The following is a 13,467-nucleotide window of genomic DNA, read 5'->3' as shown; positions in this document are numbered from 1 at the left end:
ATAGTGCTCCTGTATTTGCTCACGGGAACATGTAGCAACAATTAACTGTTAATAAAAATTCAGGCTGGGCTATTCGTCCGAATACATCATCGCGGCTTGAGTGCGGTTATTCACATTCAGACGGCGGAAAATAGATTCCAGATGCGCTTTCACTGTACCGGCGCTGATATTTAACTGGCGGCTGATTTGCTTGTTGGATTCCCCGGCAGCCAGCAGCTTGAGGATTTCACGCTGACGCTCGCTGAGCCGCGCAATCGCGCCGTGTCCGCCATCCAGCAGCGTGATGCTTTCCTGCGGGAAGCAGAGCATTCCCAGCGACGCGGTACGCAGCGTCTGCGCGATGGTTTCCGGCGGAGAATCACGCCTGACAAACGCAATCGCATGGTGATGCAGAAACTGCCTGAGTAATGTCGGCTGGCATTTATTCATCAGCATCACCACCGGAATAGTGGGGTGGTGCAATGCCAGCGTATCGAGTAATTCAAGACTCTCTGTTTTATTTCCGTCACCATCCAGCAGAATTAACGATGCGGGAAATTCATTTAGTGTTTCATTAATTTCATTCTGATTATTCAGCCCTCGAATCTTCACATTTGGGATAAAGTGCGAAAGTACTGATGCCATTCCTTCAATAAATATCGACTGCTTGTCAATCATGAGTACATGCATGCGTCATCTCCACGTAATAGCGTTCGTCAATGAGCCTGGTAATCATCAGAGTATTAAATGAAATGAAAAAAATGAAACAGGCTAATTGTCATAGGTCTTTTAACCGATATGGCAAATTAGCGAAAATGAAATAGATAATCTGTTTATTAAAATATCATATATTAAAAATGACCGTTTCGCTATTTTATAAATAATTAGCAGGGTGAGGATGATAAATAACGTGGTAGAGGAGACAGGGAATTTCGAAAGACGGGTTAATGTAGCGGATAAAGCACTGCGACAGGAAAAGGGAGTACCAACAGCTTGACGCAACGCTGGTTTTTTCATCACTTAGCAACTGAACGCGATATCGTGGCTTGCATAGCCGCGAACGGCAGGTATAATCCCACACGTTTCCGCATCCCCTTCAGTGCCGAAGTGGCGAAATCGGTAGACGCAGTTGATTCAAAATCAACCGTAGAAATACGTGCCGGTTCGAGTCCGGCCTTCGGCACCAAGTCACTAAATTCCTTTAAAAACAATGAGCTAGTGTGAAAAACCTGTCTCATTTGCATATAAGAAATGTCAGTTCCCTATCAAGTACAAAAGCCACTGTGATTGTTAATGGCTTTTGGTACGTTAGCACGCAGTGGCAAGTAGTTACCAGGCTCAACCTTGTATCGCTTTTCCTTTGAAGCCGGAAGACGTGCCGCCGTCTCTAAACTCCATACCAAAACAGATTGATCACACGCATTTAAGCCCGATGTGCGGCCTTATGAGCCACGTAAACAGGTTTATGGTGGATAAACGTACCTACAAACGACATGTAGGCTCTATCAGCGTTTCGCTCACGCTCCTAACGGTACACGAGCACCCTGATAAGGTGTGAACCCTCTGACAGTCTGATGAAGTCGCTACGCTCCGCTTGTTGCTGTATCACCAACGGGGCTTTATGGCTTCTATTGTCCAAAATCTGTTAGTTGCGCGTTTTATGCTCCCTGGATACCCTGATATAAATCATACAAGGAGGACAGTTTATGAGCGCACAGGCAGAGGAAGGAACATTACGCCGGATGACGTTAGGCGAGATTGCAATGGCTCGTAGGGTGTTCGGTGATTCGATAGTTTATAGCCGTGTCTGGATTCATTGTGACAGCTATTTACCGTTCGGCCTACAGAAACAAAACTACGCGATGACTCCCAACGGGGAGTTGTGGTACAGAAAATCTATGTATAGGGAAGACTTTTCCGCAAACTCGGTTTTCGTTGAAGATAAATATGTTTTCATCCATGAGCTGGGGCATGCCTGGCAACACCAACACGGGCAATGGGTGAGAATGCGGGGTGCATTTAGCTGGGCTGCTGAATATACCTACAGGCTGGATAAAGAAAAGCTCACTGATTACTCTCTTGAACAGCAAGCCTCTATTTTAGCTGATTACTGGTTACTGCTGGTTTATGGGATCAGTAAGTGGTCTTATTATCAAAGGCCTGGGCGCATGGGGATGTACAGAGGCGTAGATATGTTGCAGGATGTCCCCTCGCTTTACCAGAAAATCGTAACAGGGAAGGGGCGTTAAACATGAAGAACAAAATGTTGCTGGGTGTTGTATTTCTCTTAATGGGATGCCCTGGGCCTGGTGATCGAATGGTAGGTCGTGAATCTACAACGGCATTTATCAAAAATAATCAAGTTTGTGTGGTGTCACCACTGGAGCCGCAGGAACGGATCACTGCTATTCAAATCAATAGTGATAATAGTGACTCTCTTCACAAGATTTTCGACGACAAGCCTGTTTATGTACCGAAGGGTGAGTGTCTTCCTGTATTCGGATTTAAGTTTACGTCTGGAGAGCGGTATAACTTCGCGTATGACGTCCAATCTGATAAATCAGGGTCACATTTAATCACTGCTGAACTTTCTTATCCCAAAGAATAAGGGGGTGTTGCGCCCCCTCGTCTCATCCTCTCAAAGCCTGTAGCCACATTATCAACCGATGTAGTAGGATGCACATAAATGAATGCTTAGGTAGACATTATGAACAGGCTCCAATCACTATGACCTGCCCCCAGTATTAAACACAATAATCAGTTAGTAATGTCGGTTGATTTACTCCCGTATTCTCCGTTTCGCCATCCCGCTGCAAACTCTGAAGGGGTCTGATAATTCAACGAAGAATGAGGCCGGCATTCGTTATAGTCCCGCCGCCATGCGCTTATAATTGCTTTTGCATGAACAATATCGTGGAACCAGTGCTCATTCAGGCATTCATCGCGAAAACGACCATTAAAACTCTCGATAAAGCCATTCTGTGTCGGCTTGCCCGGCTGAATAAGCCGCAGCTCAATACTATGTTCAAAGGCCCACTGATCCAGCGCACGGCAGGTAAAGTCAGGCCCCTGATCTGTTCTTATCGTCGCCGGATAGCCACGAAACAGCGCAACGCTGTCCAGAATGCGTGATACCTGAACGCCTGTAATCCCGAAAGCAACGCTGATCGTCAGACACTCCTTCGTGAAATCATCAACGCAGGTCAGGCATTTAATCCGGCGACCACTGGCCAGCGCATCCATGACAAAATCCATTGACCGCGTCAGGTTGGGCCCTGCCGGACGCAACAGCGGAAGCCGCTCAGTTGCCAGCCCCTTACGGCGCCGTCTGCGTTTTACGCCCAGACCCTTGAGATGATAAATGCGGTAGACCCGTTTGTGGTTAACGCAAAGGCCTTCACGACGCAGAAGCTGCCAGATACGCCGGTAACCGAAACGTCGGCGTTCCATTGCCAGTTCGGTGATACGTGCAGACAGATACGTATCAGTAGCCGGGCGGTGCGCATCATAACGGCAGGTCGACAGGGACAAACCTGTCAGCCTGCAGGCACGCCGTTGCGACAGATCTGTCGCTTTGCACATCACTGTCACGGCTTCCCGCTTCTGGTCTGTCGTCAGTACTTTCGGCCCAGAGCCACCTGTAGTGCCTCTTTATCCAGCATGGCTTCGGCGAGCAGTTTCCTGAGGCGGGCGTTCTCTTCTTCAGGTGACTTAAGCCTTTTTACTTCAGGTACTTCCATGCCACCAAACTTCTTACGCCACGTATAAAACGTGGCGTCGGAGATGGCGTACTTACGGCAGAGTTCGCGGGCAGAAACACCCGCCTCGGCTTCGCGAAGAATATTGATGATCTGTTCGTCGGAAAAACGCTTCTTCATGGGGTTGTCCTCATGTTGCTGATGAAGACATTACTAACATCGTTGTGTGTTAATCAATGGGGAGCAGGTCATCGGGTATAATTGCTGCATCATATCTGAGTTGGTTTATATACTTTGTTACTTGGTGATTTTGGAAAGAAAGCTGTTGAGTATATAACTGAGTATACACAACCAAAATATCAATAATTAATCACTTATAATTCAGTTTGTTAAGTTTGAAAGACGAGTCCGGCCTACCGCCCCTGATCCCGCGCAACGCAGCAATACAAACTGTCGTTGCGCGGTTCAAGGCAGATTTCTTGATCCCCTTTATCAAGCCGTAGTGAAGAAAGCCACGGTCTGCGTGAGCCGCCGGGTTTGTTTTTCCAGCGCATTCGCGGCAATGACCGCCTGCTGAACCAGCTGCGCATTCTGATGGGTGACAGAATCGATTTGTACGATGGCTTCGTTGACCTGGCTAATGCCGATGCTCTGTTCATCAGTCGCGACGGAGATTTCCGACATAATGTCCGAAACACGCTGCACGGCTTCAATCATCTCGTCGATATTATTTCCGGCGATTTTAATCTGCGACGAGCCACTGTTGACGCGGCTGACGGACTCCTCAATCAACTCTTTAATCTCCTGGGCTGCCTGAGAACTGCGTAAGGATAAGTTGCGTACCTCGCTGGCCACCACGGCAAAGCCTTTCCCCTGTTCTCCGGCCCTGGCCGCTTCAACTGCCGCATTCAGCGCGAGAATGTTGGTTTGAAAAGCAATGCTGTTTACCACATCGATGATACTGGCAATTTTACCTGCGCTTTCAGAAATACCGTTCATGGTGTCATTGACATTCTGCATCATCACACCCCCGCGTGAGGCAATATCCACCGCGCCACGCGCCAGTTCACGCGCCTGTCCTGCGTTTTCAGCATTTTGTTTTACGGCTGCGGTGATCTCTTCCATGCTGGAGGAGGTTTTTTCCAGAGATACCGCCTGCTGATCGGTGTGCCCGGCGATTTCCTGATTACCGGCAACGATATCCTGGGTATTGGTGTTGATCCTCTCAGCACCATCGCGGATCTCCGCAATAACGGAAGTCAGTTGCTCGCGCATCACCCCCATCTCATGTAACAGGCTGGCGTTATCACTGGCTTTTTTATTCACGCTCTGCGATAAATCCCCGGCGGCAATTCGCGACACGACCTCAGCCGCATAACGCGGTTCTCCGCCCAGTGTTTTCAGCGTGCTGCGGTTAATCAGATAAACCAGTATCGAGAGCAGAATGCTGATAGCGATAAATTGCGCGATATTCTGGTAAAGAGAACTGAGAAAGACGTCCTGAATATCATCAACATAAAGACCCGTCGTAATAATCCATCCCCAGGGAGACCATGGAATGTTATAGGCAATTTTGGGTTTTGGTACGGTGTCTCCCGGCCGCGGAAAATCATAGGCGGTAAAACCATCATGGCCATCCTCCGTCACCTTGACCATATCCCTGAAAATATAGACGCCATTTGCATCGGCAATATCCGGCCCTTTGCCAATTAACGCGGCATTAATGGGATGCATAATGACCTGCGCCTGGTTATTCAGAATAGTAAAATATCCTGTGTCGCCATAGCGTAAGTCTTTAATGATCTGGATTGAACGCTGTTGTGCTTCCTCTTTTGATATCAGCCCCTTATCAACAAGTGTAGCCTGCGTTTTCACCACGCTAAGGGCTAACTGGGAAACATACATTAATTCCTTTTTTCGTAGCGCCAGCTGGTCATCTTTAATTTTTACTGAGCCAAAGAATAATGACCCGGCAAGGCTTAGCAGTGCGACAGCAAGTGGAAGCCACAGTTTATGCGCAAAGGATAATTTCATAGCATGCTAACCTGTTGTTGTTGTATAGGGCAGGTATTGCGCAGGTCTGCGGGTATCAGACTGCGCTTAATTTCTTTATCGGGAGAGGTAAGAGAAATAATTAATCGATAATATTGATATATGTGAAATTATATATTTCATTTTTGTTGTTGAGAGGTTAACGCCATGATAGATATAAAGTTATTCTCCGGAAAAATCATTGGCATGTTAAACTTTAGCAAATAGATAAACGTATTCACGGTAATCATTTCGGCCATAAGAACGAAATACTTATAGCCGCTTAACATGAATTAGCGCTAAGCGGTGTGATGGTTTTCACATTATTTCAGGCTGGCGCGGTGGAATCGCTCTCACTTATCATCACGCCCGATATAATACCCGCATAAACTATGTCGGGAAATAAAGCGCGGTTTGGCTGAACGAAATATATCTCATGAAAGTGCGCTAATTATCGCGCCCGTACTGATGCAATAAGCATAATGATGTGAGGCCTTTATTTATTCTGTAAGCAGGCGAAGAAATCCCTCTCCTCAAGACCCGCCGTTAAATATTTTCTCCAGAAGCTTCAGCGCCTTTTTCTCATCCATTTTCAAGGCGTTATTCAGGGATGTTTTGCCCGTCGGGGTAACATACCGGTTGGCCTGGGGAGTGGGTCATTTTCATATGCGAACGCAGGGTTCCAAAACGATAAAAAGAGGCGGCTTTGTCCGTTATCACCAGGGCCAACTGTTGTTCTCGTAATCGAGGAAGAGATGGCTTCTGGCGTTCCGGTGTTGCTCAATCACACTGACCATGCCGTTGACGCTGGTGCTCACATCGATCTCGGCATCCACTGTACCGTCCAGCGTGCCCATCGCTGTCGTCACCCAGCCGGGATGAATGGACAGAACCGTCTGCGCTCCCTGGCTGATATCCATATAAATGCAGCGAGCGAGCATATTCAGCGCCGCTTTACTGGCCCGGTAAAGCTCAAGACCTATCCCCGGTTCGGTATTGCCGGCAATACTGCCCCGGTGCGACGACATAAAAACCAGGCTTCCATCCGGCTTAAGCATCGGCAGGAGGTGCCGGGCCAGGCGGGCAGGGCCAAAAGCATTGGTCATCATGATTTGCTGAAATTCAGCGTCAGAAGCCTGTAACACGGACTGATGCAAAGGGCCGTACATACCGGCAACCATAAAAATAATGTCAAACTGCCGTTCACGCATCTTGCCGATAAGCGGCCCGATATGGGACGTATCGGTGACATCAATCTCGCTGGTGGTGAGATGGCCTGGGTAAGTCTCTCCCAGGGCTAGCAGTGAAGAGGTGTCCGCCGCCGGTAAGTGGGTGGCAAAAACTTCCCAGCCGCGCTCCAGATAGGCTTCTGTCAGCCCCAGCCCCAGCCCTTTCTCAGACCCGACAATCAAAATGCTCTGCTTTTTCATCATTGTCTCCCGGTTATTGTGCGGTATAACCGCCGTCAGCCATTAATACTGTTCCCGTCACGAAGCTGGCTTTCGGCGATGCCAGCCAGATAATCGCTTCAGCAATCTCTTTCGGCTGAGCCACCCGCCCAAGTGGATGAACGTGGCCGTAGCTGGCCAGCGTGGCGCGGCTGTCTTCCACGATGCCGGAAAGAATATTCGTTTCGACGACGCCGGGAGCGACGGCATTAACCCGGATGCCATACTCAGCAGCCTCCAGCGCCAGCACTTTCGTCAGTTGGGCAATTGCGCCTTTAGAGGCCGAGTAAGCAGCCGTGGTTTTCATGCCCACCATGCTGACCACGGACGCCACATTGACAATCGCGCCTTGCCTGCGGGGCTGCATCACCTTCAGGCTTTCCCGGCTCAGGAGAAAATAGCCTCTGGCATTGATGGTCATAATGCTGTCCCATTCTTCAACGGAGGTTTCAGTCGCCAGTTTATTCAGGGTCTTGCCCGCATTGTTGATGAGAATATCCACGCCGCCGAATTCAGCCTGCGCGAGAGCGACCGCGCTGATGACTTCCGCTTCCTGGCTGACGTCGCAACGTTGTGTCGCCACCTGATTGCGCTGCGCCAGCGCATGAACCGCCGGGTCGATATCCAGCGCGATTACCTTCGCGCCATGGCTGACGAGAAGTTTTACAGTGGCTTTGCCAATATCCCCTGCGGCTCCTGTGACAATCGCCACTCGGTTCGCTAATCCCAAAAAATCTGCCATTTTTTGTTCCTCACATGCTGTGTCACGTTGTCCGCAAAAGGGTATGAGAAGCAGCGCAATGCAACAATGAAGGTTCCTGTACAAAGATTATCTATTTCTGTCAGAATTCGGTTTGGAAACCTGCTGATGGCGGTGAAATTTATCTTTTCATATACAGGAGGCGCAATGTCCGGCGTTACCTCAAGCCTTATGCGGAAAATGATCCCTGCTTTGCTGGCGCTGGCGCCTGATGAAGGCTACACGCGCACCGGGATGAAGGAGATAAAACTGTTGCGGGCCAATGAGTCGATGCCCCATACGCCTGTCCTTTATGAACCATGCATTGTTATTGTTCTGCAGGGAAAGAAAACCGGTTTGATGGGCGGGCAGGAATTTACCTACGATCCCGGGCACTATCTGGTTGTCTCGGCACCTCTGCCGTTCACCAGCCAGACGACGGCCAGCCAGCAAGAACCTCTGCTGGCGATGTCTGTATCGCTTGATGTCGCCACTATTGCCGAATTACTGATTGAAATGGGCGAAGGAAAAGGAGGTGAGAAGGCAGGGATCCTGTTTTCCACTCCGCTGGGAGAAGAGCTGGCCGATACGGTTTATCGCCTGCTGGTGGCACTTTCTGATGAAGAGCAAAGCAGAATTCTGGGGCCGGGTATTCTGAAGGAACTTTATTATCGTGTACTGATTGATACTCAGGGGGCGGCAATCAGAGCGGCGCTCTCCGGAAAGGGGCATTTCCGGCAAATTGCGGGTGCTATCCGCACGATGCATACCCGGTTTATGGATCCTATTGACGTTGACATGCTGGCGAAAGAGGCCGGAATGAGCGCCCCCTCTTTTCATCGTCATTTCCGGGCATTCACCGGTACGACGCCAAAACAGTATCTGATTTCCATCAGGCTGCATCAGGCGCGTTTTTTAATGGTAAAGCGTAATGTCACTGCCAGTGAAGCCTCTTTTCGGGTTGGCTACGTCAGCCCGACACAATTCAGCAGAGAATTTAGCCGGTTCTTTGGTTGTCCGCCGCAAAAGGAAGCTCACCGTTTACGCCATTTATTAAAAGTCAAAGCTGAATCGTACTGGCCGGAATAACCCCTTTTCGGCCTTGACGTTGCGGCATTTAAAGAACGGATGGGCGCAGTTCACTCCATCATTCATAGAGTATCCGTTCTAAAACAGCGCGATACATCGCGCTGTTACGAGCTCATATCTCACTCAGAATGCGGTTTCCAGTGAATCGGTGACGCAATAATCATCATCCACCAGGGGCAAATACCGCCATTTATCGAAGGCGGTACAGGGGTGTGAAATACCGCAGCCTACCCAGTCGCCGGGCTTTAACGCATCCTCTTCCGGCAGCAACAGATACGCATGCTGATCATTTACCTCGCTGATGCGCATGCCAGAAGCTGCACGCAGGGCGCTGCCATCGACATTCCGCACCCACAGTGGATTCGGCAGATCTTGATCGAACGGCACATCACGGCGGCCGAAATCAACAAACGCCAGGCCTGGTTCGGGGCGCGACAACACCCGTCCCCAGATCTCCAGCGCGGCGGTGAAATGATGCGTGGCACCGGGCTGCGCGAAAGGCGCGATACGCGCGTACAGCCCGCTGTCGTGCGCCATGTAGGCGCCTGATCGAATCAGCGGCGTCATCGGCAGCGGCAGGTTCGCGGCCGTAAAACAGGCCGAGACCACGTCAAACCACGCGCCGCCGCCAGCGCTGAGGATAATATGCTGGCTGGCAAACAGCTGATGTTCGGCCAGCAGCGCCGCCGTGGCGATCAGCATCTGGCAGTAATCTTTTACCCGCTGCACGCCTGCGGCATCGCGTCCGGCACCGAGCGCGCCTTCATACCCCGCAACGCCCACCAGTTGCAGGACAGGGCTGGCAGCAATCGCGGCGGCAATCTCCAGCGCTTCAGCGGATGAGCGGCAGCCGGTACGTCCGCCGCTGACCGACATCTCCAGCAGTACCGCAATGCGGCTGTCGCCGAGATGTTGCTCCAGCAAACGAACCCCCTGCAGCGAATCGACGTAGCACAGGAAGCCATGGTCGGGATGCTGTTTTTGCCATTCGCCGATCCAGCGAATGCCGCCGGGATCGACCAGTTCGTTGGCAAGGAAGACGTTACGAATGCCGAACTGGCGCAACGCTCGAACCTGCGCAGGTGTCGCGGCGCTCAATCCCCAGGCACCGCCTTCCGTTACAGCCCGGCGCAGGATCGCCGGAGACATTGATGTCTTGCCGTGTGCTGCCAGCATCACGCCTTGTTCACGGCAAAAATCCGCCAGTTGACGCAGATTATTCTCCAGTGCTGATTGCTTCATCAGCATCAGTGGGGAAAACACCTCGGGGCTGCTAAAGATCGGGGTGCCGTTAGCCAGCGGCTGATTGCCGGAACCGGCGACCGATTTAAAACGCGGTGCAGGCTGCTGCGCATCCAGCGCGCCGTCCGCCTGCAATGGAAAGTGAATCGACATCATGCCTCCTGTTAGTGCTCAAGCACGCGTGATAAGAACTGCTGGGTGCGCGGATTCTGCGGATTAACGAAAATCTGCTCCGGCGAACCCTGCTCGGCTATCACGCCCTGATCCATAAACACCACGCGGTCAGCGGTTTTACGCGCAAAACCCATCTCGTGAGTGACCACCACCATGGTCATCCCTTCACGCGCCAGGCTGCGCATTACTTCCATCACTTCGCCGACCAGTTCGGGATCGAGCGCTGACGTCGCTTCATCAAAAAACATAATTTTCGGCTCCACCGCCAGCGCGCGAGCAATCGCCACACGTTGCTGCTGACCGCCGGACAACTGAGCCGGGTAGTGATGCGCGCGCTCGGCCAGCCCGACACGCGCCAGGGCTGCGAGGCCGCGTTTATTGGCTTCGGCCTCGGACAGTTTCTGCGCTTTAATCAACGCCAGCGTCACGTTACCGAGCGCGGTTTTATGGGGAAACAGATTGAACTGCTGAAACACCATGCCGACGTGGCCGCAGATTTCGCTGCTACGTTTGCGGTCATGCAGTGGCACTTCATTAACCCAGATTTCCCCGCCATCGGCGGTTTCCAGCCCGCTCATGATGCGTAACACGGTACTTTTGCCGGAGCCGGATGCGCCAATCAGTACCAGCACTTCGCCGGGCGAAACATCAAGGCTTATCTCTTTCAGCACCAGGGTTGAGCCAAAGGATTTGGTAATCCGGCTCAGCGTAATGGCGGATTTGCTCATGATAACTGGCTCCTGGTTTGATGATGTTGAACCCAACGGGAAAGCGGAAAGCAGACTACGAAGTAGAGCAGGGCGACGAGGCCGTAGATCACCACTGGCTGGCCGATGCGATCGACAATCGCCTGGCCCTGGTGCATCAATTCCGACATACCGATCATGCTGACAATCGACGTATCTTTAATCAGAGAAAGGTACTGGCCTACCAGCGGCGGCAGCACAATGCCACGCGTTTGCGGCAGGATCACGCTAAGAAACGTCTGGCGCTTCGACAGGCCGAGGATCCACGATACTTCCCACTGGCCCTTAGGTACGGCTTCAATACCGGCGCGGAATACTTCGGCGATGTAAGCGCCCTGATAAATGCTCAGGCCGAGGATACCGGCAGCGAACAGATTGATTTCATAGCCGAAGTACGCCACACCAAAATAGATAAACATCAGTGTGATCAGGACCGGTGTGCCGCGAAACAGTTCGGTATAGAACACAGCGATCTGTCTGGCGACCGGCAAACGGCTGGTGCGTAACACTGCCGCCAGTAAACCGAGCAGCGTACTGCCGACGATAGCGGCGATGGAGAGCAGTAAAGTGACGACCAGGCCTTTCAGCAGGATTGGCAGCGAGCCGATGATAAGTTCGCTCATAGCGCATTCTCCCGTTTCACTGGGTTAATCCATTTTCTTGCCCACCACCAGCCGGGCTTTTTTACTGGCGTTACCAGCGGCGGATGGAACATCCGGCGTCCTGCCATGTTGCCAAGCCACGAGAACAAGTTGCTCAGCACCAGATAAACCAGCGCGACGACGCTGAAGGTCTGGATGTACAGCAGGGTGCGCGCATTGATCACCGTTGCGGTACCGGTCAGCTCCGGCAGCGCGATGGCTGAGAGCAGCGAAGTGCCGAGCAGTAGCTGAATCAGGTTGTTGATAATGGCTGGCCACACTGCGCGCGCGGCCTGCGGCAGCACCACGCTGAGGAAGATTTGTCGGCGCGGAATACCGAGGATATACGCCGCTTCCAGTTGACCCTTCGCTACCGACTGAATGCCCGCGCGGAAGGTTTCCGCCAGGTAAGCACCCACGTTAATCCCCAGCGCCAGTACGCCTGCGGTAAAGGCGCTCATGGTGATACCCAGCGACGGCAGGCCAAAAAAGATGATGAAGATTTGCAGCAGCACCGGCGTGTTGCGGAGGAACTCGACGTAGCAGTGGCTGAGCCAGCGTAGCGGCGCCAGCGGCGAGGATTTCGCCAGCGCGGCCAGCAGACCGAGCGCCACCGCCAGGGCAAACGCCAGCAGCGTGACCTGTAGTGTTAGCCACGCGGCTTCCAGAAAGGTGTCGGCGTAGCGCCACAGGGTTAGCCATTGATAACTCATGGTGTGACTCCTTCAGGCGGCGCAGCATCGGCGGCTGCGCCGTGGGCGAACAATCAGTATTGCGGATTCAGCGGGTAGCGCGGTTTACTGCCGAACCATTTCTCATACAACTGGGCGTTCTCGCCGGAAGCATTGATTTCAAAAAGGAATTCATTCAGATAGTTGGTCCATACCTGATCGCCCTGTTTCACACCGAAGGCGTTGTACTCCAGCGGCACCAGCGCTTCGTTGGTCACGGTCAGCGACGGATCGAGTTTCGCCTGATAGGCGAGGAAGTTGTTATCTTCGATCATGGCATCCGCCTGGCCCTGTTTCACCGCCAGAATTGCTGCCTGAGAGGAATCGTACTCCTGAATTTTCACGTCGATGCCGAGGTTGCGCACTTCATCGCCGTTAGTGGAACCTTTCACGGTGGCAATGGTTTTTCCGGCCATATCATGCGCGGACTGAATACCGCTGTTTTTGCGCACCAGCATCGCTTCGCTCGCCACGACATAGGGGTTGGTGAAACCGATCTCTTTGGCGCGTTCCAGATTGCGGGTGAAGTTACAGAACACCACGTCAACTTTATTGGTTTGCAGGTTAGGGATGCGGTTGGCGCTGGTGGTATTGACCATTTCCAGTTTGACGCCCATCTCTTTCGCCAGCGCTTTAGCCAGATCGACATCATAACCATCCGGATTGCCGTCTTTATCGTAAAAACCAAACGGGGCAAAGCTCAGGCAGTCACCCACGCGCAGCGTGCCGCGCTGCAGCACGGTTTGCAGCGCAGACTGTGGCGCAGCACCCGCCTCTTTTTTCTCTTCGGTCGGCGTACAGCCCGCAACAGCCAGCAATACCAGCGCGCCCGCCAGTGCCTTGGCACTTAATTTCAGCGATGTTGCATTCATTTTTATGCTCTCTTTTAATGTTTAACGAGACGGTGTAATACCGTGTCATCCGTTATAAGTCAGACGATCACCGGCGC

General features: G+C 52.0%; 13 protein-coding genes and 1 tRNA gene. 4 read left to right on the top strand and 10 right to left on the bottom strand.

Features of this window, described 5'->3' with window-relative positions:
- Positions 1-69: 69 nt before the first annotated feature.
- Positions 70-669, bottom strand: a complete 600-nt coding sequence (locus Y71_RS24110; protein ID WP_007372859.1) for a response regulator transcription factor — start codon at positions 667-669, stop codon at positions 70-72.
- A 411-nt stretch (positions 670-1,080) separates the two neighbouring features.
- Between Y71_RS24110 and Y71_RS24105 the strand changes: the two genes are divergently transcribed.
- The 3 genes from Y71_RS24105 to Y71_RS24095 all read left to right on the top strand — a co-directional run bounded on the left by Y71_RS24105 (position 1,081) and on the right by Y71_RS24095 (position 2,587).
- Positions 1,081-1,165: transfer RNA gene (locus tag Y71_RS24105), tRNA-Leu, on the top strand.
- 520 nt (positions 1,166-1,685) lie between these two features.
- Positions 1,686-2,228 (top strand): hypothetical protein, encoded by a 543-nt coding sequence (locus Y71_RS24100; RefSeq protein ID WP_007372860.1) that lies wholly within the window; start codon positions 1,686-1,688, stop codon positions 2,226-2,228.
- Positions 2,229-2,230: 2 nt separating this feature from the next.
- Positions 2,231-2,587, top strand: a complete 357-nt coding sequence (locus Y71_RS24095) for a putative T6SS immunity periplasmic lipoprotein (protein WP_035943061.1) — start codon at positions 2,231-2,233, stop codon at positions 2,585-2,587.
- A 149-nt stretch (positions 2,588-2,736) separates the two neighbouring features.
- On the opposite strand, the gene Y71_RS24090 is transcribed toward Y71_RS24095, so the two are convergent.
- The 4 genes from Y71_RS24090 to Y71_RS24070 all read right to left on the bottom strand — a co-directional run bounded on the left by Y71_RS24090 (position 2,737) and on the right by Y71_RS24070 (position 7,898).
- A protein-coding gene (locus Y71_RS24090; protein ID WP_145954157.1) for an IS3 family transposase occupies positions 2,737-3,857 on the bottom strand; the annotation gives its coding sequence in 2 pieces (ribosomal slippage) (positions 2,737-3,599 and positions 3,599-3,857; 1,122 coding nt in all).
- Between the two features lie 312 nt (positions 3,858-4,169).
- A complete protein-coding gene (locus Y71_RS24080) occupies positions 4,170-5,711 on the bottom strand; it encodes a methyl-accepting chemotaxis protein (RefSeq protein WP_081120866.1) in 1,542 nt (513 codons plus the stop codon).
- A 713-nt stretch (positions 5,712-6,424) separates the two neighbouring features.
- Positions 6,425-7,141 (bottom strand): SDR family oxidoreductase, encoded by a 717-nt coding sequence (locus Y71_RS24075; protein WP_007372865.1) that lies wholly within the window; start codon positions 7,139-7,141, stop codon positions 6,425-6,427.
- A 10-nt stretch (positions 7,142-7,151) separates the two neighbouring features.
- A complete protein-coding gene (locus Y71_RS24070; protein ID WP_007372866.1) occupies positions 7,152-7,898 on the bottom strand; it encodes an SDR family NAD(P)-dependent oxidoreductase in 747 nt (248 codons plus the stop codon).
- Positions 7,899-8,096: 198 nt separating this feature from the next.
- On the opposite strand from Y71_RS24070, the gene Y71_RS24065 reads away from it, so the two are divergent.
- The gene (locus Y71_RS24065; protein ID WP_035943496.1) at positions 8,097-8,984 is read left to right on the top strand and encodes an AraC family transcriptional regulator; all 888 of its coding nucleotides are present in this window, start codon (positions 8,097-8,099) and stop codon (positions 8,982-8,984) included.
- 123 nt (positions 8,985-9,107) lie between these two features.
- Here Y71_RS24065 and Y71_RS24060 read toward each other — a convergent pair whose 3' ends face one another.
- From Y71_RS24060 to Y71_RS24040, 5 genes are read right to left on the bottom strand one after another with little or no spacing between them, the layout of a single operon-like run.
- On the bottom strand, positions 9,108-10,379 hold the full coding sequence (locus Y71_RS24060) for an alanine racemase (RefSeq protein ID WP_007372868.1): 1,272 nt from the start codon (positions 10,377-10,379) through the stop codon (positions 9,108-9,110).
- An 11-nt stretch (positions 10,380-10,390) separates the two neighbouring features.
- Entirely contained in the window at positions 10,391-11,128 is a 738-nt protein-coding gene (locus Y71_RS24055; protein ID WP_007372869.1) for an amino acid ABC transporter ATP-binding protein, read from the bottom strand.
- The gene (locus Y71_RS24050) at positions 11,125-11,769 is read right to left on the bottom strand and encodes an amino acid ABC transporter permease (RefSeq protein WP_007372870.1); all 645 of its coding nucleotides are present in this window, start codon (positions 11,767-11,769) and stop codon (positions 11,125-11,127) included. Before Y71_RS24050 ends, Y71_RS24055 begins: the two co-directional genes overlap by 4 nt.
- Complete coding sequence (locus Y71_RS24045) at positions 11,766-12,500, bottom strand: amino acid ABC transporter permease (RefSeq protein WP_007372871.1); 735 nt, start codon at positions 12,498-12,500, stop codon at positions 11,766-11,768. Before Y71_RS24045 ends, Y71_RS24050 begins: the two co-directional genes overlap by 4 nt.
- Positions 12,501-12,553: 53 nt before the next feature.
- Positions 12,554-13,390 carry an ABC transporter substrate-binding protein gene (locus Y71_RS24040; protein WP_007372872.1) on the bottom strand — a complete coding sequence of 279 codons (837 nt, stop codon included), beginning with the start codon at positions 13,388-13,390 and terminating at the stop codon, positions 12,554-12,556.
- Positions 13,391-13,467 lie beyond the last annotated feature (77 nt).

It is taken from the genome of Kosakonia radicincitans DSM 16656 (genome assembly GCF_000280495.2).
Classification (GTDB): domain Bacteria; phylum Pseudomonadota; class Gammaproteobacteria; order Enterobacterales; family Enterobacteriaceae; genus Kosakonia; species Kosakonia radicincitans.
Note: the sequence above shows the minus strand (reverse complement) of the source record. Positions and strands in the feature narration are given on the sequence as shown.